At 62.1% G+C, this 18,290-nt stretch carries 18 protein-coding genes; 13 read left to right on the top strand and 5 right to left on the bottom strand.

The annotated features are described in order from the left end of the window. The first annotated feature begins 362 nt into the window (after positions 1-362). The 8 genes from AB4Y42_RS42125 to ureG all read left to right on the top strand — a co-directional run bounded on the left by AB4Y42_RS42125 (position 363) and on the right by ureG (position 6,902). Positions 363-938: a GNAT family N-acetyltransferase gene (locus AB4Y42_RS42125; protein ID WP_254355934.1), complete on the top strand. Its 576-nt coding sequence runs from the start codon at positions 363-365 to the stop codon at positions 936-938. 433 nt (positions 939-1,371) lie between these two features. Next, positions 1,372-2,277 (top strand): urease accessory protein UreD, encoded by a 906-nt coding sequence (locus AB4Y42_RS42120; protein WP_368697629.1) that lies wholly within the window; start codon positions 1,372-1,374, stop codon positions 2,275-2,277. Positions 2,278-2,528: 251 nt separating this feature from the next. Then, entirely contained in the window at positions 2,529-2,831 is a 303-nt protein-coding gene (ureA, locus tag AB4Y42_RS42115; RefSeq protein ID WP_028208480.1) for an urease subunit gamma, read from the top strand. 17 nt (positions 2,832-2,848) lie between these two features. Next, positions 2,849-3,154, top strand: coding sequence for an urease subunit beta (locus tag AB4Y42_RS42110; RefSeq protein ID WP_368691969.1), 306 nt, complete (start codon positions 2,849-2,851; stop codon positions 3,152-3,154). Between the two features lie 41 nt (positions 3,155-3,195). Next, a complete protein-coding gene (ureC, locus tag AB4Y42_RS42105; protein ID WP_368697628.1) occupies positions 3,196-4,902 on the top strand; it encodes an urease subunit alpha in 1,707 nt (568 codons plus the stop codon). Between the two features lie 9 nt (positions 4,903-4,911). Further along, positions 4,912-5,574, top strand: a complete 663-nt coding sequence (gene ureE / locus AB4Y42_RS42100; RefSeq protein ID WP_368697627.1) for an urease accessory protein UreE — start codon at positions 4,912-4,914, stop codon at positions 5,572-5,574. Beyond that, positions 5,561-6,241 (top strand): urease accessory protein UreF, encoded by a 681-nt coding sequence (locus tag AB4Y42_RS42095; protein ID WP_368697631.1) that lies wholly within the window; start codon positions 5,561-5,563, stop codon positions 6,239-6,241. The genes ureE and AB4Y42_RS42095 overlap by 14 nt, the downstream gene beginning before the upstream one ends. 16 nt (positions 6,242-6,257) lie before the next feature. Beyond that, the gene (gene ureG, locus AB4Y42_RS42090) at positions 6,258-6,902 is read left to right on the top strand and encodes an urease accessory protein UreG (RefSeq protein ID WP_368697626.1); all 645 of its coding nucleotides are present in this window, start codon (positions 6,258-6,260) and stop codon (positions 6,900-6,902) included. A 599-nt stretch (positions 6,903-7,501) separates the two neighbouring features. On the opposite strand, the gene betC is transcribed toward ureG, so the two are convergent. Further along, positions 7,502-9,040 carry a choline-sulfatase gene (gene betC / locus AB4Y42_RS42085; RefSeq protein WP_368697625.1) on the bottom strand — a complete coding sequence of 513 codons (1,539 nt, stop codon included), beginning with the start codon at positions 9,038-9,040 and terminating at the stop codon, positions 7,502-7,504. A gap of 279 nt (positions 9,041-9,319) precedes the next feature. Between betC and AB4Y42_RS42080 the strand changes: the two genes are divergently transcribed. The 5 genes from AB4Y42_RS42080 (at position 9,320) to tauC (ending at position 14,396) form a co-directional block, all read left to right on the top strand. Beyond that, entirely contained in the window at positions 9,320-10,210 is an 891-nt protein-coding gene (locus AB4Y42_RS42080) for a LysR substrate-binding domain-containing protein (protein WP_368697630.1), read from the top strand. Between the two features lie 199 nt (positions 10,211-10,409). Further along, the gene (locus AB4Y42_RS42075; RefSeq protein ID WP_069269258.1) at positions 10,410-11,567 is read left to right on the top strand and encodes a porin; all 1,158 of its coding nucleotides are present in this window, start codon (positions 10,410-10,412) and stop codon (positions 11,565-11,567) included. Between the two features lie 131 nt (positions 11,568-11,698). Beyond that, complete coding sequence (tauA, locus tag AB4Y42_RS42070) at positions 11,699-12,700, top strand: taurine ABC transporter substrate-binding protein (RefSeq protein WP_368697624.1); 1,002 nt, start codon at positions 11,699-11,701, stop codon at positions 12,698-12,700. A gap of 51 nt (positions 12,701-12,751) precedes the next feature. Next, positions 12,752-13,534 (top strand): taurine ABC transporter ATP-binding protein, encoded by a 783-nt coding sequence (locus AB4Y42_RS42065; protein ID WP_368691976.1) that lies wholly within the window; start codon positions 12,752-12,754, stop codon positions 13,532-13,534. A gap of 1 nt (position 13,535) precedes the next feature. Next, positions 13,536-14,396: a taurine ABC transporter permease TauC gene (gene tauC / locus AB4Y42_RS42060; protein WP_368691977.1), complete on the top strand. Its 861-nt coding sequence runs from the start codon at positions 13,536-13,538 to the stop codon at positions 14,394-14,396. A gap of 675 nt (positions 14,397-15,071) precedes the next feature. Here the strand turns inward: tauC and AB4Y42_RS42055 are convergent. From AB4Y42_RS42055 to AB4Y42_RS42040, 4 genes are all read right to left on the bottom strand, one after another. Beyond that, on the bottom strand, positions 15,072-15,776 hold the full coding sequence (locus tag AB4Y42_RS42055) for a hypothetical protein (RefSeq protein WP_368691978.1): 705 nt from the start codon (positions 15,774-15,776) through the stop codon (positions 15,072-15,074). A gap of 887 nt (positions 15,777-16,663) precedes the next feature. Continuing rightward, positions 16,664-16,939 (bottom strand): PAAR domain-containing protein, encoded by a 276-nt coding sequence (locus tag AB4Y42_RS42050; protein WP_368697623.1) that lies wholly within the window; start codon positions 16,937-16,939, stop codon positions 16,664-16,666. Positions 16,940-17,004: 65 nt separating this feature from the next. Next, entirely contained in the window at positions 17,005-17,745 is a 741-nt protein-coding gene (locus tag AB4Y42_RS42045) for a putative type VI secretion system effector (RefSeq protein ID WP_368697622.1), read from the bottom strand. 21 nt (positions 17,746-17,766) lie between these two features. Beyond that, positions 17,767-18,290 (bottom strand): putative type VI secretion system effector (locus tag AB4Y42_RS42040; RefSeq protein ID WP_368697621.1); only part of this gene is annotated, 524 nt, incomplete at its 5' end.

Below are 18,290 nucleotides of genomic sequence, written 5' to 3'. Positions count from 1 at the left end.
TGACGATATCGCGGACCCGTTCTGAATCAACGCTCACCGGTGGCCGACATCGGCGGCCCATTCGGTGTTGAGCGATTTACTCGACCTTGCGCCGCCGTTTAGTGTCGGAATTACACAGCCGTCAACATGGCTGCTATGCTTCATTCAGTCGCCCAGTTCTACCGTGTTTTGCGCGCGTAACCCGAAAACGGACGTCTGAATCTCGCTTCACAGACCTGCAGGCGTGCACTTGGATAGCCTCATGATCATGCTGTTGCAAGTCGCGAACTATGACAGTGGTGGGCGCTTCTGTGCGAGTGTCGAAAGCTTGCTGCACTCTGCCGGTCCTTTTTCATCGAAGCTAGTCAACGCGCGACAAACCAATGCTTCCACTTTTTACCGAGGTCGACGTCTCTAACGCAGCCCGGATTCAGCTTCGCCCGATCGAGATGTCCGACGCCCAAAGGATATTCGAAATCTGGTCCGATCGCGAAGTGATGCGCTTTTACGACTTGGCGCCGCTAAACAGCATCGACGATGCCCGGCTGCTTGTCTCAGCTATGCTCAAAGAGCTGGCGGAAGGACTAAGTGTGCGCTGGGCCATCGTATCGAAATGCGGCATGCGTTTCATTGGCTCATGCGGGTTTAGATTCGATTCCAAGTTCTATTCCGCAAGTATTAGCTTCGAATTGGAACGTCATTCATGGCGACAGGGATTGATGCGCGAAGCGCTAAACGCGGCGATTGCACATGCATATGACCACTGGCAAATCAACCGTATCCAGGCGATCACGAACCTCGACAACTACGCCTCGATTGGACTTCTGAGAAGCTTGGGATTTGTGGAAGAAGGTGTGATGCGGCAATGGGGCTACTGGAAAGATGCCTTTCACGACGTTCATCTTTTCTCCCGGATCAGGGCCGATCAACGGACAATGCAGACATCACTGCCCGCGTGAGGTGACATGCCGACGGTCGCGCGCTGGCTGTTCCGGTGTGATGCTCACTCTGGCATCTCATTCGTCAGCGATGAGATGGCGGATGACGAGCGCGCGGATCGACAATGTCCAGGATCAGCCGGCGAAGTAGGCGTCCAGTGGCCCAGTCCCTGCTGGAGCAGGCGGTAAGCATGAAGGCTGATGTGACGTTCTTCAGCCACGGGGGACTCGTCATCTCACCAGTGGTTTGCTCGGTCGCAATCGGCACCGAGGCGTACGGTGTGGCCTCGCGCGGGCTCGTGAAACTTGCTGACGGCGGAAAAGGCTATCTGAGCGCTGGCCGCCGGCGCGACATGCAATCGGATTTGACGCACAGGCCCCCTGGCCCCTGGTCAGCGCTCGCGAGCACGCGTGCTATCCTCCACGCCATCCCCGCTTTTTCCCCTCGTCACGCATGTCGCTCCACGTCGATCACGCCGCACTCGCCAACACCACGTTTCGCAGCACCGCTCACCAGGAATGGGCCGCGAAACTCGAACTCGGCTTCGAGCGCCAGGGCGCGCGCACCGCGCTCACGCATCGTCTGCACGTGGGGCCGTTGCGCGTGCAACGGCCTCTCTACCCCGAAGGCGACGCGATCTGTCACGCGGTGATCGTGCATCCGCCGGCAGGCATCGCGGGCGGTGACCGGCTCGACATCGACGTAAGCGTGGGCGACGGCGCTCACGCCGTGCTCACGACGCCTGGCGCCACCAAGTGGTACAAGTCGAACGGCCGCGTGGCGCGCCAGCGTATCAACGTGCGCGTGGGCGCGGGCGCAAAGCTCGACTGGCTGCCGCAGAACAACCTCGTATTCGACCACGCCCACGCCGAACTCGAATTTGCGCTCACGCTCGGCGCGGGGGCCACGGCCATCGGCTGGGACGCCACGCAACTGGGCCGCCAGGCCGCGGGCGAACGCTGGTCGGCGGGCATGGTGCGAGCGCTCACGCGCGTGACGCGCACCGCGCCGGAAGGCGAAGCCGACGATCAACTGCTCTGGCTCGAGCGCGCCCTCATCGACGCCAACGACCCGCTGCGCGACGCGCCGCAAGGCCTTGCGGGCTACCCGGCTTTCGGCGTGCTGTGGGCGATCGGCCCAGCGTGCAACGAGGCGCTCGCACAAGACCTCGCCGCCATCCTGCCTTTCGACGACGCGCTGCGCTCGGGCGCGACCTGCATCGCGCCGGGCGTGCTGCTCGTGCGCGTGGTCGGTCGGTCGATGGAACCGCTGCAGAGCACGCTCACGCAATGCTGGACGGCGCTGCGGCCGTTCGTGCATGGCGTGAAGGCCGCGCCGCTGCGCTTGTGGACGACTTGAGCGCACGTCATACGCACCTCGGCGGTGCGCATCGGCGCCTTCACGCACGATAACGCAGCGCAACATCGCCATCGCGGTGCATAAGCACCTCGTGATTGGTGCACTCACGCTGTCCCCTTCATTGGCACACACCTTGCTGTGAGCTTGCATCGATTCGTGCGCGCCGCGCGCGAGGTCGCAAGCTGCGCGTAACCTCGCTCCCGTAAGCTGGGTCGGCAGACTTGCCCCAACCGACCCACTACGATGACGCGATGAAGCTCACGCCACGCGAGAAAGACAAGCTCCTGATTTTCACCGCCGCGCTGCTCGCCGAAAGGCGGCGCGAGCGCGGCCTCAAGCTCAACTACCCGGAGGCGGTCGCCTTCATCAGCGCCGCGCTGATGGAAGCGGCCCGCGACGGCAAGACCGTCGCCGAGGTCATGCACTACGGCACCACCCTGCTCACGCGCGATGACGTGATGGAAGGCGTGCCCGAGATGATCCCCGACATTCAGGTCGAAGCGACCTTCCCCGACGGCACCAAGCTCGTCACCGTCCACCATCCGATCCCCTGAGCCGGGAGGAGCCAGCCATGATCCCCGGCGAAATGCTGATCGACGACGGCGAAATCGAACTCAACGCGGGCCGCGACATCATCACCGTAAAGGTGGCGAACACAGGCGACCGCCCCGTGCAGATCGGCTCGCACTTCCACTTCTACGAGGTCAACGCCGCCCTCTCGTTCGATCGCGAAGCCGCGCGCGGCTTTCGCCTGAACATTGCGGCGGGCACGGCCGTGCGCTTCGAGCCAGGACAGGAGCGCACCGTGGAACTCGTGGCGCTTGCGGGCGAGCGCGCCGTGTACGGCTTCAACGGCCAGGTGATGGGCCCGCTCTGAGCGCGGCCAGCGAATTCAGGCGAATTCATCAGGAACCCGACATGACATTGAAGATCGGCCGCCGCGCCTACGCGGAGATGTTCGGCCCCACCACCGGCGACCGCGTGCGTCTCGCCGATACCGAACTCATCATCGAGATCGAGCGCGACTACACCGTCTACGGCGATGAAGTGAAGTTCGGCGGCGGCAAGGTGATCCGCGACGGCATGGGCCAGTCGCAGCGGGTGCACGCAGAAGTCGCGGACACCGTGGTCACGAACGCCGTGATCGTCGATCACTGGGGCATCGTGAAGGCCGACATCGGCATCAAGGACGGCCGCATCTGGAGGATCGGCAAGGCGGGCAACCCCGACGTGCAGCCGGGCGTGACGATCCCCATTGGCGCCGCAACCGAAGTGATCGCGGGCGAAGGCCAGATCGTCACGGCGGGCGGCATCGACACGCATATCCACTTCATCAGCCCGCAACAGATCGACGAAGCGCTCGCCTCGGGCGTGACGACCATGCTGGGCGGCGGCACCGGCCCCGCCACGGGCACCAACGCCACCACCTGCACACCGGGCCCGTGGCATATGGAGCGCATGCTCCAGGCCGCGGACGGCTGGCCGATCAATCTCGGCTTTCTCGGCAAGGGCAACGTGAGTTTGCCGAAACCCGCTGAAGAACAGATCGCAGCGGGCGCGATCGGCCTGAAACTGCACGAGGACTGGGGCTCGACGCCCGCCGCCATCGACAACTGCCTGAGCGTGGCGGACGCAACGGATACGCAGGTGGCCATCCACACCGACACGCTCAACGAGTCGGGCTTCGTGGAAGCGACGGTGGCCGCCTTCAAGGGCCGCACGATCCACACGTACCACACCGAAGGCGCGGGCGGCGGCCACGCGCCCGACATCATCAAGGTGTGCGGCGAAGCGAACGTGCTGCCCTCGTCGACAAACCCCACGCGCCCGTACACGATCAACACGCTCGACGAGCATCTCGACATGCTGATGGTGTGCCACCACCTCGACCCGTCGATTGCCGAGGATATTGCGTTTGCCGAGTCGCGCATCCGCCGCGAGACCATCGCCGCCGAGGACATCCTCCACGATCTCGGCGCGCTGTCGATGCTCTCTTCGGATTCCCAGGCGATGGGCCGCGTCGGCGAAGTCATCATCCGCACGTGGCAAACCGCGCACAAGATGAAGGTGCAGCGCGGCGCGCTGCCCGGGGACAGCGCACGCCACGACAACTTCCGCGTGAAGCGCTATGTGGCGAAGTACACGATCAACCCTGCGCTCACGCACGGCATCGCGCACGAAGTGGGATCGCTCGAACCGGGCAAATGGGCCGACCTCGTGTTCTGGGAACCGGCGTTCTTCGGCATCAAGCCTTCGCTGATTCTCAAGGGCGGCATGATCGCACTTGCGCAGATGGGCGACCCGAACGCCTCGATTCCGACGCCCCAGCCCGTGCATTACCGCGAGATGTTCGCCACGCGCGGCCGGGCGCTTGCACAAACGTCGCTCACCTTCGTTTCGCAACTCTCGCTCGACAAACGCATGCCCGAGCGCTACGGCCTGCAAAAGCGCGTGGTGGCGGTACGCAACTGCCGCAGCGTGACGAAGGCCGACATGATTCACAATGCCTGGCAGCCGACGATCAGCGTCGATCCCGAAACGTACCAGGTCGTCGCCGACGGCCAGTTGCTCACCTGCGAGCCCGCCACGGTACTGCCTATGGCACAGCGTTACTTCCTGTTCTAAAGTTTAGCCATGCGCACGATCGATAAACGACTCAATGCGAAGCTCGCGCCCGTTCTTGTGAAGCGGGCGCCCACGCTCACGCTGCCCTACGACGCGCGCTGCAAGAGCCGCCTTGCGGCCACGCTCGACACGGGCGAGGAAGTGGGCGTCGTGCTGCCGCGCGGCACGGTGCTGCGCGACGGCGACATGCTCGTGGCCGACGACGGCGGCCTCGTGCGCGTGATCGCGGCGGCCGAGTCGGTACTGCGTGTACGCGCGCCCGACCGCCTCACGCTCACGCGCGCCGCGTATCACCTCGGCAATCGCCATACGCCGGTGGAAGTGGGGGCGGACGTACTCAAGCTCGAAGCGGACCCCGTGCTCGAAGACATGCTCAAGCGCCTGGGCGCGCAGGTGGAGCGTGTGGAGTTGCCCTTCCAGCCGGAATCGGGCGCATACGGCGGCGGCCACCGCCACGGCCACGACGAAACCTTCGCCGAAGATTACGCGCTTGCGCAGCGCGTGTACGAGGAGCACGACGGGCACCACGCTCACGCGCATGCGCACGACCACGGGCACGGTCATTCGCACAATCACGCTCATGGCGACGATCACGCGCATGACCACGATTGCGGACACGATCACGGTCATTGCGACGGCCACGCGCACGACCACAGCCATGAACATCGCTGAGCTGACTGCCCTGCTGCATCTCGCGTCGCCGGCGCTGCCCATCGGCGCGTTCAGCTACTCGCAGGGACTCGAAGCCGCAATCGATGCGCAACTCGTCACGAACGCCGACGACGCCGCGCACTGGATAGCCGCTGGCCTCGCGAACGTGCTCGCCTGCGGCGAGCTGCCTTTTGTGGCGCATCAGATGGAACGCTGGCGCTCGCACGACGCGCCCGCGCTGATCGTTGCGAACGAGGAATTCGTCGCGAGCCGCGAATCGGCGGAATTACGACGCGAGACTGCGCAGATGGGCTGGTCGCTGCGCCAGCTCTGCGCGCAGCTCGACTGGGGCGATGCCGAGCGGCGCGCCACGCTCGAGCGCATGATGCCCATTGCGCAACCCACTACCTTCGCATTCGCCGCATGGGCCCACGAGGCCGCGCCGGACGCCGCGCTCGCCGCCTACGCGTTCAGCTGGATCGAGAACCAGACCGCCGCCGCTCTCAAGGCGGTGCCGCTCGGCCAGCTCGCCGGGCAGCGCATCATCGTCGCGCTGCGGCCCGCCATCGAAAAGGCCGTGGCGCGCGCGCTTGCGACGCCCCCCGAAGCGCTCAATACCTTTGCGCCACAGCTTGGCGTTCTTTCTGCACGCCACGAATCGCAGTATTCGCGGCTTTTCCGCTCCTGAAACACACACACGAACCATGAATTCGCACGCACCCAGCAAACGAACGAAGAAGCTGCCGCCGCTGCGCGTCGGCGTGGGCGGACCGGTCGGCTCCGGCAAGACGACCTTGCTCGAAATGCTCTGCAAGGCGATGCGCGAGCGCTACGACCTCGTCGCCATCACCAACGACATCTACACGAAGGAAGACCAGCGCCTCCTGACCGTCGCGGGCGCCCTGTCCGCCGAGCGCATCATGGGCGTGGAAACGGGCGGCTGCCCGCACACGGCAATCCGCGAGGACGCATCGATCAACCTCGAAGCCGTCGACCAGATGCTCACGCGCTTTCCCGATGCGGACATCGTCTTCATCGAATCGGGCGGCGACAATCTCGCAGCCACTTTCAGCCCCGAGCTTTCGGACCTCACGATCTATGTGATCGACGTGGCGGGCGGCGAAAAGATTCCGCGCAAGGGCGGCCCGGGCATCACGAAGTCGGACCTGCTCGTCATCAACAAGACCGACCTCGCGCCGCTCGTGGGCGCGAACCTCGACATCATGGCCTCCGACGCGAAAAAGATGCGCGGCGAACGGCCCTTCGTGATGTGCAATTTGAAGGCGCTCGAGGGACTCGGTGAGGTGATCGCGTTCATTGAGAAGCAAGGGTTGCTGAAGACTGCGTAGAGCGCCTCATCGGCAAGCGCCCCACTGGTAAAGCGACCCGTCCTGCACCGACTTCACGAGCCTCACGTCGCATTCGTCGTTATCGAACAGATACGCGGGCAACGGCTTCGTATGGCGCACGAAGAACTAACGATACAAGCGCCCGTCCACCTTGTGCCAGTCGAACGAGCCAGTCGAACGTGCCGGGCTGTCGTCAAGGGGCCGGGCCGCAGCGGCGGAATATGGTCGGGTTCGAAGCACGTGACCTCGGGCAGGAACACGAAGTTGAAATCGACGAAGCCCTTGTCCTTCGCCTGATATCGGAGCGCAAAGGTGTGATACGTTCACGGGTTGGCGACACGAATTTCAGTATTTGCCACGAGGCCGTGCGACCGCGCGTTCGGTCGGTCGTTCGACTGTCGGCTTCACTTAGTTGAGGAACACTCCGTCCATGATCCTGTTGGTCTCGTCATCAAGCTTTCTTCGACGTCGGCCGATGGCTGCAAGCTCAAGAGCGCGCGAATAGATTGCGGACAGGCGTTTGACGGACCTCAGGTCGAGTAGCTTGCGCGCTCCATAAGGCTTGATGCGCACATACGGTAGACTCCGTCAGCATTGCCTCAAGGTCTAACGCGCGGAAAACGCGCGTTCTCTTCGAGCGAATCGAGATCGAGATGGCTGCGAATGTAGCGGTCGTTCGCGTCGGCGCGCGGCTGCCAGTCCCAATGCTCGATGCGGCCTTGGCGCGTCGCACGAAAATGAAAACTGCGCCTGCGCTGGCTCGCCAGCACGGCCTCATGTAAATCGTCGAGATTCCATCGGCGCGCCACTTCCACACGGAACTCCGTGCAGCGCTGCTCGTGCCTGGGATCGCCAGCGAGATTGAGCAGTTCCACCGGGTCGTCCCACAAATCGAATAGCTGTTCAGGGTCAACCGGCGAATAGACATACTTGTAGCGCTCACGGCGAATCATCACGATCGGTGCAACTGCGCCTTCGCCCAGATATTCGCCGATGGCCTCGTCATGCGCCGATTGCCCATGCAGGTACGGCACGAGGCTGCGCCCGTCGATCGCATCGGGCCACGCGTTACGGCGCTCGCCCGTCGCCATTTCCACGAGTGTCGGCAGCAGATCGACGTGCGAAACCGTTGCATTCACGCGCGCGGGCGCAAAACGGCCTGGCGCATGCACGATCAGCGGGACGCGCGCGGCACCCTCGAAAAATGTCATCTTGTACCAGAGCCCGCGCTCACCCAGCATGTCGCCGTGATCGGCAGTGAAGATCACGATGGTGTTATCGGCGAGACCGGTCGCTTCCAGCGTGTCGAGGATCACGCCGAATTGCGCGTCCAGATATGAAAGCGCGCCGTAATAAGCGCGACGAGCGCGGCGCACGTGCTCTAACGTAATCGGCTCACGATCGATTTCGCACGCTTCGCGCAGGCGGCGCGAATGCGGGTCGCTTTCCTCGAAGCCAAGCGTCACCTTGGGTAAATCGATTTCTTCCCCTTCGTAGAGGTCCCAGTATTCGTGCGCAATCGCATATGGATCATGCGGATGCGTAAACGATGCGACCATCGCGAATGGCCGCAGGTCCTTGCCGCTCGCCTGCTCGCGTGCGATATCGAACAGATGCTGGCGCACCGTGTAACCTACTTCATCGTCGAAATCGAGCTGGTTCGTGCGTACGCACGGTCCCGCACCGAACACGGAACTCATGTTGTGATACCAGCTCTGGCGGCGTTGCGGATTGGACCAGTCGGGCACCCAGCCGAAATCGGCGGGATAGATGTCTGTGGTCAGGCGCCTTTCGAACCCGTGCAACTGGTCAGGTCCGCAGAAGTGCATCTTGCCCGAGAGCACCGTGCGATAACCCGACTCGCGCAGATAGTGCGCGAACGTGAGCGTCTGCGCAGGGAGTTCGGCGGCGTTGTCATACGCGCCGATGCGCGAAGGCAGGCTGCCTGCCATCAGCGCATAGCGCGAGGGCGCGCATAACGGGCTCGCGCAGTACGCAGAATCGAACACGACGCCGTCGCGTGCGAGTGCGTCGATGCGCGGCGTCTTCGATACCGTGTTGCCATAGACGCGCAGCGCAGCGGGCGTGACCTGATCGCCCATGAGGATAAGGATATTCGGTTTCGCGTTATGAGCCATGAGCGGGCGTCGATAGAATGGACTATTGCGATTGCAGGACGCGCGCCGCTGCTGGATCTTATGCTGATCCAGCATGGTGTCGTCTGTTCCTGTCACACCATAGGTCAGCGGCCGCAACCGCGTGAACCCCTGGCGCGCTTATGAGGCCATAAGCAAACGCACGAACGCCGCCTTTTGCGCATTACCGGATGCCAAATGAATACCTCCGTCGACATCACCGCGAATCTCCACCAGCCTTCGCGCGCCGCACGCGACACGGCCCAAAATCGTCTGCCACCGATGCAGGCGCTGCTCGCCTTCGAATCGGCGGCGCGCCTCAAGAGTTTCACCGCCGCCGCACGCGAACTGGGCACCACGCAGCCCGCTGTGAGCCAGCGCATTGTCCAGCTCGAAGCCGATCTGGGCGCACCGCTATTCGCTCGCGGCCATCGCGGCGTGACGCCCACCGCCGAAGGCGAGCGGCTGTTCGATACGGTGCGCACGAGCCTGGAGACGATCCGCGCCACCGCCAGCGGGATTCGCACGAGCCGAGCGGACAACGCACTCACGATCCTCACCGATCCGGGTTTCGCCGCGTACTGGCTGATGCCGCGTCTCGCCTCGCTCAAGCACGCGATGCCCACGCTTGACGTCAAGATTGTCACCTCGCAGGCCGTCTACGATCCGCAGCACGATCGCGCGGACGTGGCCATCGCATTCGGAGACGGCAACTGGAAGCCCTGCACCTCCACCCGCCTGTTCGAGGAGCAGGTCACGCCGGTCTGTTCGCCCGCTTTTGCCAATGCGCATCGCCATATCGCACAGCCCTGCGATCTGGCCGACTTGCCGCTATTGCACGTTCATGCGCCGCAGCCCGCGCGCTGGCTCTCGTGGGATGAGTGGTTCGCGGCACACGCTGCGCCGCCGCCCGAAACCACTTGCAGCGCCACCTGCAACAGCTATTCGCTGGTGATTCAGGCGGCATTGCTCGGGCATGGCGTGGCGCTGGGCTGGACGCCGCTCGTCGACGAGCTGATCGACAAGGGCCTGCTCGTGCGCCTGCTGGACGCGCCCGTATCGACCGAGCGCGGCTACTTTCTCGTGCGCCCGCCCGCGCGTCCCGAAGCGCCGGCCGTGCAACGCTTTCGACGCTGGCTTTTCAGCGTCTGCGAAGCCGAAGCACTTCCATAAGCACCGGTTATGACCGAATAACGGGGCGGTGTCTTCACGCGCGTGATACCCGTGCACGATAGTGGCAGCTCGGAAGTCTGCTCGGCCACGCACAATAGTTCGGATTGCAAATCAGATTTCTGAATACGCTTATTCCGATGTCTGATATAGCAATTCGGTCTGACGCGATGGCACTCTTGCCAATCCACGCGCCTACATCATGCAAACAAATAAAACGATTCCCTTTTCGCCCACCCTGCGCAGCATCGCCGCCCTGCTTGCGCTCGGCGCCGCCCCACTCGCTCATGCCCAAAGCAGCGTGACGCTCTACGGTATCCTCGATGCCGGCGTCACTTACGTCAGCAATAGCGGAGGCTCGCACCTGTTCGAATTCAGCGACGGCGTTTCCTATGGAAATCGGTGGGGCATCAAGGGTACCGAGGATTTGGGCGGAGGGCTTTCGGCGGTGTTCGTGCTGGAGAGCGGTTTTCACCTCGGCAATGGTCAACTCGGCTTCGGCGGCGCCGAATTCGGCCGCCAGGCCTATGTGGGGCTGTCCAATCAATGGGGCACGCTGTCGTTCGGCGACCAACTCGACATGACGGCCGAAATGGCCTACGCCTACAATATCTCCGCATGGGGCAGCGGCTACGCGATTCACCAGGGCGACTTCGACCGCTTCAACGGCGACCGCCTGCCAAATTCGGTGAAATTCCTCTCAAAGGACTTCGGTGGCGTCACGCTCGGCGGCATGTGGTCGTTCGGCAATGTAGCCGGTAGTTTCCATGAGAACAGCGCCTATAGCGTCGGAGCGCATTTTGCGCGCGGCAGCTTCACGATCGGCGCAGCGTATACGCAGCTGAATAATCCCAGCGGCATCTATGCATTCGATCCTTACGCGATGATCGGCACGCGCACCTTCCTGAGCCGGCCGACCGTGAGCGTGAACGCCGCCACGGGCGCGGTCACCGATCTCTACTCCAGCACAAGCTTTCCGGTAGATCGTCAGGGCACCTTCGGCGTGGGCACGAGCTACGCAATCGGCACCGTCACGCTGATGGGTAACTACACCTATACGACCATCAAGGCCTTCGGCAACAGCTCGCACATGCAGGTCGCCGAAGGCGGCGCAGACTGGCAGATCACGCCCGCCTTCAGCGCGATCGGCGGCTACCAGTACACGCACTTCGAAGGCCATCACTGGAACCAGCTTTCAGCGGGCCTGCATTACCTGCTGTCCAGGCGCACCGATGTCTATATCTCTGCAGACTGGCTCAAGGCTTCGCAGGGCGTGGACGCCGTGATCGGCTACAGCTTCGCGCCGTCGAGCACGTCCACGCAGGCGGATGTGCGTATCGGCATGCGTCATTCGTTCTAACGCGCCGGTGCATTTGCAATGCACGTTTGCTTCGTTCGCGCAGCGCAACGCTGACGCTAAGCTGGCCATATCTCTTGTCGAACAACGACCGCGAACGTCATTCGCGGACAACACACAGGACACTATCCAACATGAAACTCAAACAATTCGTTCACGCCATCGCCGCGCCAGCTGCCCTCGCGCTGCTCGTCGCGCACGGCGCCACCGCGCGCGCGGAAACTGTCAACATCGCCTATCAATACGGCGCCGATCCGGCGAAGCTCGCGCAAGCCAGCGCCGCTTATGAAAAGGCGACGGGATGGACCATCAACTGGCGGCGCTTCGACACCGGCGCCGACGTCGTGGCCGCTTTGGCCTCGGGCGACATTCAGATCGGCGATGTGGGTTCCAGCCCGTTTGCCGCCGCAGTGAGCCGGGGGGTGCCGGTCGAGGCTGTCGTGCTCAACGCTCTCACGGGCGGCTCGGAAGCACTCGTCGTGCGCAATGGCGCGCATATCGACAAGCCGCAGGATCTGATCGGCAAGACCATCGCCACGCCGTTCGTGTCGACCGCGCATTACAGCCTGCTCGCTGCGCTCAAGCATTGGGGCATCAAGCCGGATCAGGTCCATATCGTCAATCTGGGGCCGACGGAAACGGTCGCGGCCTGGTCGCGCGGTGAAATCGATGCGGCCTATACGTGGGATCCGGCACTGGGCAAGGCGCGCGAAAGTGGTCATGTTCTCGTGGATTCGGCGCAGGTCGGCAAGTGGGGCTCACCGACTTTCGATGTCTGGGCGGTGCGCAAGGACTTCGCGCAGGCGCATCCCGAGTTCGTGCAGAAGTTCGTGGGCGTGACGCTGAGCGCAATCTCAGACTATCGCGCTAACGGCAAGACGTGGACGCCCGCTTCTTCGCAGATCGCTGCAATCGCGAAGCTCTCCGGCGCGAGCCCCGCCGACGTGCCACAACTGCTCGCAGGCAATCAATATCCGGACGCGGTCGAGCAGCGCTCGCCGGCACTGCTCGGCGGCGGCACCGCGAAGGCCGTGGCCCAGACCGCGCGCTTCCTGGAAGAGCAGAAGAAGATCGATCAGGCGCTGCCCGATTACAGCGCATCAATCACGCCGCGCTTTGTTGCGGCCGCAAGGTAACCCGATCTAGAGCACGAAGGGCGCTCCCTGTATGCGTCGAAGGAGTCGAACATGGCGGAGCTGAAAGCAGAACACGTCAGCGTCATATACGAAAGTGCGCGCGGTGCGCTCACCGCGTTGCAGGATGTCTCGGTGTCGGTGAAGAGCGGCGAGATCGTCGTGGCGCTCGGTGCATCCGGTTGCGGCAAGAGCACCTTGCTCTCGCTGCTCGCCGGTTTCCAGCGGGCCACCTCGGGCACGGTGACGCTCGACGGCGTTTCAGTGAGCGGCCCTCATGCGAGCCGCGGCGTGGTCTTCCAGGACGATGCGTTGATGCCGTGGCTCAACGTGATCGACAACGTCTCTTTCGGCCTGCGCATGCAGGGCGCGAGCCGCGCTCAACGCGCGCATCGCGCGTCCGAAGTACTCGAACTCGTGAAGCTCGGCGGCTTCGAGCGGCACCGCATCAGCGAGATCTCGGGCGGCATGCGTCAGCGAGTGGGCCTTGCACGTGCGCTCGCCGCCGACCCCGCGTTTTTGCTGATGGACGAGCCGCTAGGCGCACTCGATGCGCTCACGCGCGAACGCATGCAGAGCCTGCTGCTTGATGTCTGGAAGCAGACCAGCAAGGGCATTTTTCTCATCACGCACAGCATCGAAGAAGCCGTGCTGCTGTCGACCGAATTGCTGATTCTCTCGCCGCGCCCGGGCCGCGTCGTCGCGCGCCATCGGCTCGATTTCTCGCGCCGTTATGCTCAGGGCGAATCGCTGCGCTCCATCCGCAGCGATCCGGCATTCACCGCGATTCATCTGGAGTTGCTCGACCAGTTGATGCGCGAAACCGAAGGAGCCTGATATGGCGATTAACGACTCCCCTAGTGCGACGCTTGCAGCAGCAGAAGCCCATCAAGATGCCCGGGAGCCAACGCGAGCGCGCAACGATGCTCCGCGCTTTCACGCAGGCCATGTTGCCACTGCCGCGACGCTCGGGTCACTGCTGGCGCTCTGGTGGCTCGCGAGTCATCTGCAATGGCTGCCTCCTGTGCTGTTGCCCACGCCTGAGGCCGTGTTGCGCAAACTCGTGCGTCTCTATACCGATGGCTTCGACGATGCCACGCTCACGCAGCATCTCGCCGCCAGCCTCTCGCGCATTGCGCTTGCGTTCGCGCTCGCAGTCGTCACCGCGATTCCGGCAGGCATCGGCATCGCCACGAGCCGCGTCGCGCGCGGCGTGCTCGACCCCATCATCGAGTTCTATCGCCCAGTGCCGCCGCTCGCCTATCTGCCGCTGATGGTGATCTGGTTCGGCATCGGCGAACTTTCGAAGGTGCTGCTGATCTACTTCACGATCTTCGCGCCGCTGGCCATCGCCACTGCTGCGGGTGCGAACCGCGTAGCGAAAAGCCGATTGCTTGCGGCGCAGTCGCTAGGCGCGACTCGTTTTCAGTTGCTCGTCCACGTAGTGCTGCCCAGCGCGCTGCCGGAAATCCTCACGGGCGTGCGAATTGCGCTGGGCGCGGGATGGTCCACGCTCGTGGCCGCCGAACTGATCGCTGCCACGCGAGGCCTGGGCTTCATGGTGTATTCGGCCTCGCGCTTTCTCGTCACGGATGTTGTGGTCGCCGGCATTCTGCTGATCGGCGCCATTGCGCTCGTGCTCGAACTCGGATTGCGTGCCGTGCAGCGCAATCTCACACCCTGGCACGAGGAAGGTTGAACTCCTTCCTGCTGCCCCACACCGCGCGCACACTGAAACTCGAGTGAGCGGCGCTGATTCGGATGTTCAACCTTGGCTGATAGCGTCCGTTGACTGCGTCGTCTCTCCCCGTGACCTGTGCCAGCCGAGTTTTACACCTGCCGAGCAGCGGCAGGCGAGCCTATTGGTTTTTCACGGCTGTCAGTGCGCTGCGCTTTAGACGCACAGGTCTTCACTTGCGTTTCAGGTGCCTGACGTGGACTTGAGAGGAGTCTTTGTAATTCCGCTTGATAATCGGACCACAATTCCTTTGCGCGCAGTCATGGCTGAGCAAGAACCGCGAAACGATTCACTGTCTCGATCGAGCATCGCTTGCAACGGCACGACATGACTGGACGGGAGGGCCTGAGGTGGAGGCGTTCCATCCAGGCTTCCAGGCGGTTGTTCACCGCGTCCTGCGGCATATTCTTTGCTCAATCCGCAAGCTCATTCCAATGCGTCTATGTTCACTCCAGCGTCAAGGAACCAGACCAGGGATGCCGCCGAGCCACCTTGTGCCGCGGGTTCGAGGACGGACGTCCTTCTCCACCAGTGCCTCCATCAAGCGTGTCGAGCCGGCGATCGGGCGATCGTTGCCACGTAGAACACGTTGTCGAGTTGTCGCCGGCCTCCAGAGCGGCACAAACTGCCTGGTGATTACCGTTTCTCGTCAGCTTCGCGCACAAGGACGGCAGACACTTTAAGCTTTCTCGCATCCGGATACCACATCCGCTTGCACGCCCGACATCTGTAGAAGATACGTTGAGTTCTAGCCTCGTTAATCTTCGCAATATCGCGACCGTCGCAGTGCGGGCAAGCTACGTCCTGCGGCACAGGCAATCGTTGCCGATGTTTCGCAAGTAAGTATGTCTGGTACCCGCAGGCAATACATTGAACGCCGGGATTGTCGCCATCGCTACGGTGGAAATACTGCACGGGTGATCCGCAGCGCAGGCACTGGAGCCCTTGGTCGGCCGGCGAAAAGCCCAACCGGTAGCGCGGTCGCGAAACAGGCAACGTCCCTGCCTCACGACACTGCTCCAGCACATCGGAAAACAGGGTTTCAAGTCGCTTACGGTATCGCCTGAACAGGCCCGCATCACTGGCTCCCGAGATCCGCCACGCTTCAAACGGCGTCCATGAGGCCCACAGCAAAACGGCCGTTGCATATATGCGTGGATAGCTCTGACGCTGAAGGCGATAAAACGGTGTGTTCTTCGAACGGGAAAAATTCGAATCGCAGGCGTCGCAATGATAGAACGCCTGGCCGGGTTTTATCACTGAGACATTCCGGTTCTCGCAATATGGGCACGCAATTGTCGCCAGATGTTCCGGTTGCAGCGCTGACAATGTTGCGGCCATGTCCCGCAATGCCGGCTCCTCACTCCAGACCTGCACGAGTTTCCGATACTCGTCCTGAGTGACGTGCGCGAACGCCGACTTAAACCAGACGGGCAGGCTCGGACCGGCGTCTGGGACTGTCCGTCGCTCACATTCGCTCGACATATCCGTCATGGGAATCCGATTACTTTGTGATGTACCAGAGCGCATCGGTGCTCGTGCCGGGCACCGGAGACTTCGGCGATGCCGGCTGCCGATCGACAAACTGCGCGGGCGTCGCAGAGGGCTGCTTCACGGGCACCCCGGTCGACGTCGATCGAATCGCATACACAGGGCGTCGGATGAGACCGACGCGGTGTTCTTCGACACAGCGGGTGCGCTGATGACATTTGGCGGCGCAGCCGATTGGTTTGCCAGCGTGCCACCTGATGGCGAACTTGCCCGCGCAGCATTGCCCGGCGTGCGTTGCGCGCGCGCCTCGTACACGCCCATCTGAAATACGAGCGTTTGCTCCGAGCGGGAAATGATCGCATAAGGAAACTGAAGGTCACAGCGCCGCCCACGGCACCGATGGGCGGTGGCATACTGGATGACATGCGCTCGCTGGCACCGTTGCGCGCGTCTGGACAGAATTGATTTCGAGGCCCGCAAACGGGCTGTACGCCTGCGGCGGCGTAAACGAGGGCGGGAGAATGGGCATGGGCGTATCCGGTGAACCGGAAATGGACTGAGCGGCATCATAAACCTTGCGCGCATACGCAAACCGCCTGTCGGGCGACGCGGCGTTGTACGCACCTACCGCGTTCCATGTCGGGCCGAACTGGCGGATATTCTGCGCGAGGATCAGCGAGCAGACGTTCGAGGGAACGTGAATCTTCGGGCCACGTCGACATGGTACGTATTCCGCGTCAGTCAGTCGCGCACCCGGCGCCGCCGCCGGCCTTGACGTGGTTGTCCTTGCACGGACACAGCACGAGATCGCCGTCGAGCACACAGGCCCGGCCATCCTCCTCCATGTCTGTGCCAGTGCCCTGGATCGGATGTTCGCCCGGGCACTTGCCGCACGTGGCCATCTCGTGATCAAGGGCGATACGTTTGTCGCCGTCGTACATGTTAGATGCCGTCGCGATGACATGTCCGCCAGTTGTGGTCGGGTCGCCATCACATACCAGGGCCTTGCTCATAGGACTACCTCGCTTGCCGCCGTTGCCCAAATCAGGTGTCACGTTATCCGGAATTTCGGACCCCGCTATTCCTTATACCTGAAGTAAAGGTTGCCAAATTTCGCAGTTTTTTCGCCCTGGCGATTTTCCCGTGAAGTCTTGCGGAGATCGATGTTCTTTACATTCTCCCATCCGAATATCGAGAAAATCAGTTCAGCCATCCTGACAAAACCCATGAGCTTCCACGAGACCCTCAAGGCAATGATTCCAGTAAAAACCATCAAAAATGGGATGACCATCAAGAAAAAGCATCTTGCACCTTCGTCATGAAATAATCCCCCCCCGGCCTGAATTACCATTAGCGTGGTTACCGCTAAATAACCCACAATTGTCCAGCATAGCCATGCCTTGACCGATTTCCGGAAATGCGCGCTGCGCCCTGCGGTTGCATGGGGATAAATCGCCAGTAAGCCGTCTTCCTTTCGCCTGACTGCATACGCGACGTACCGGTTCTCGCCGATCTGTTCTGCGGCGACCTCAACAGAGTCACCGTTAAGCATCGGCATCATCCATAGCCAGCCCTCGACCTGTTTGCCGTCCAGATTGAACTGCACCCAGTCCGCCTCCTCTTCCGAGTTACCTGCCATACTGATCAGTCCAATGCCGATGGCCCCACTTCCCATCAGCGACGCAGCCACGGCAGTCGCACCGATCTGTCGATGCTGAACCTGCGTCAGAACAAAATCACGAGTCCGGCGCGAACGTTTCAGTTCCGAGATCGTGCCTGACAGAACGACCGTAGATTGGCCTAAATCTTGGCGTCTCATATAGCAGGATACCGAAATCAGCTATTCCTTGTACCTGAAATAGAGGTTTCCGAATTTGGCGGATGTGTCGCCCAAGCGATTTTTCCGAGAAATCTTGCGGAGATCGATGTTCTTTATGTTGCTCCAGCCAAACGTCGAGAAAATCAGTTCAGCCAACCTGACAAAGCCCATAAGCTTCCAGGCGACACGCAAGGAAACAATTCCGGCAAACACTACAAGAAATGGGGCGGATATCAATAAAAATGTTATGAAATTGTCGCTCATGAATATTTTCACACCCATTTTTATCACCCCGATAATCATCAACACCAGATAAGTTGCAATCACCCAATATAGCGATGCCTTACCCGCTTTCCAAAAATGCGCACTCCTTCCTGCGGTCGCGTGCGGATAAATCGCGAGTAGACCATCCTCCTTTCGCCTGACTGCATAGGCGACGTACCGGTTCTCGCCAATCTGTTCTGCTGCGACCTCAACAGAATCACCGTTAAGCATGGGCATCATCCATAGCCAGCCCTCGACCTGTTTGCCGTCCAGATTGAACT

This window comes from Paraburkholderia sp. EG286B (assembly GCF_040965655.1).
Lineage (GTDB): Bacteria > Pseudomonadota > Gammaproteobacteria > Burkholderiales > Burkholderiaceae > Paraburkholderia.
This window is presented reverse-complemented; position numbering and strand designations above follow the sequence as displayed.

Bases quoted from the DNA above. Each gene is read 5' to 3' on its own strand.
- AB4Y42_RS42125 (WP_254355934.1), top strand. From the start codon at position 363: ATGCTTCCACTTTTTACCGAGGTCGACGTCTCTAACGCAGCCCGGATT.
- AB4Y42_RS42120 (WP_368697629.1), top strand. From the start codon at position 1,372: ATGTCGCTCCACGTCGATCACGCCGCACTCGCCAACACCACGTTTCGC.
- ureA (WP_028208480.1), top strand. From the start codon at position 2,529: ATGAAGCTCACGCCACGCGAGAAAGACAAGCTCCTGATTTTCACCGCC.
- AB4Y42_RS42110 (WP_368691969.1), top strand. From the start codon at position 2,849: ATGATCCCCGGCGAAATGCTGATCGACGACGGCGAAATCGAACTCAAC.
- ureC (WP_368697628.1), top strand. From the start codon at position 3,196: ATGACATTGAAGATCGGCCGCCGCGCCTACGCGGAGATGTTCGGCCCC.
- ureE (WP_368697627.1), top strand. From the start codon at position 4,912: ATGCGCACGATCGATAAACGACTCAATGCGAAGCTCGCGCCCGTTCTT.
- AB4Y42_RS42095 (WP_368697631.1), top strand. From the start codon at position 5,561: ATGAACATCGCTGAGCTGACTGCCCTGCTGCATCTCGCGTCGCCGGCG.
- ureG (WP_368697626.1), top strand. From the start codon at position 6,258: ATGAATTCGCACGCACCCAGCAAACGAACGAAGAAGCTGCCGCCGCTG.
- betC (WP_368697625.1), bottom strand. From the start codon at position 9,040: ATGGCTCATAACGCGAAACCGAATATCCTTATCCTCATGGGCGATCAG.
- AB4Y42_RS42080 (WP_368697630.1), top strand. From the start codon at position 9,320: ATGCAGGCGCTGCTCGCCTTCGAATCGGCGGCGCGCCTCAAGAGTTTC.
- AB4Y42_RS42075 (WP_069269258.1), top strand. From the start codon at position 10,410: ATGCAAACAAATAAAACGATTCCCTTTTCGCCCACCCTGCGCAGCATC.
- tauA (WP_368697624.1), top strand. From the start codon at position 11,699: ATGAAACTCAAACAATTCGTTCACGCCATCGCCGCGCCAGCTGCCCTC.
- AB4Y42_RS42065 (WP_368691976.1), top strand. From the start codon at position 12,752: ATGGCGGAGCTGAAAGCAGAACACGTCAGCGTCATATACGAAAGTGCG.
- tauC (WP_368691977.1), top strand. From the start codon at position 13,536: ATGGCGATTAACGACTCCCCTAGTGCGACGCTTGCAGCAGCAGAAGCC.
- AB4Y42_RS42055 (WP_368691978.1), bottom strand. From the start codon at position 15,776: ATGGCCGCAACATTGTCAGCGCTGCAACCGGAACATCTGGCGACAATT.
- AB4Y42_RS42050 (WP_368697623.1), bottom strand. From the start codon at position 16,939: ATGAGCAAGGCCCTGGTATGTGATGGCGACCCGACCACAACTGGCGGA.
- AB4Y42_RS42045 (WP_368697622.1), bottom strand. From the start codon at position 17,745: ATGAGACGCCAAGATTTAGGCCAATCTACGGTCGTTCTGTCAGGCACG.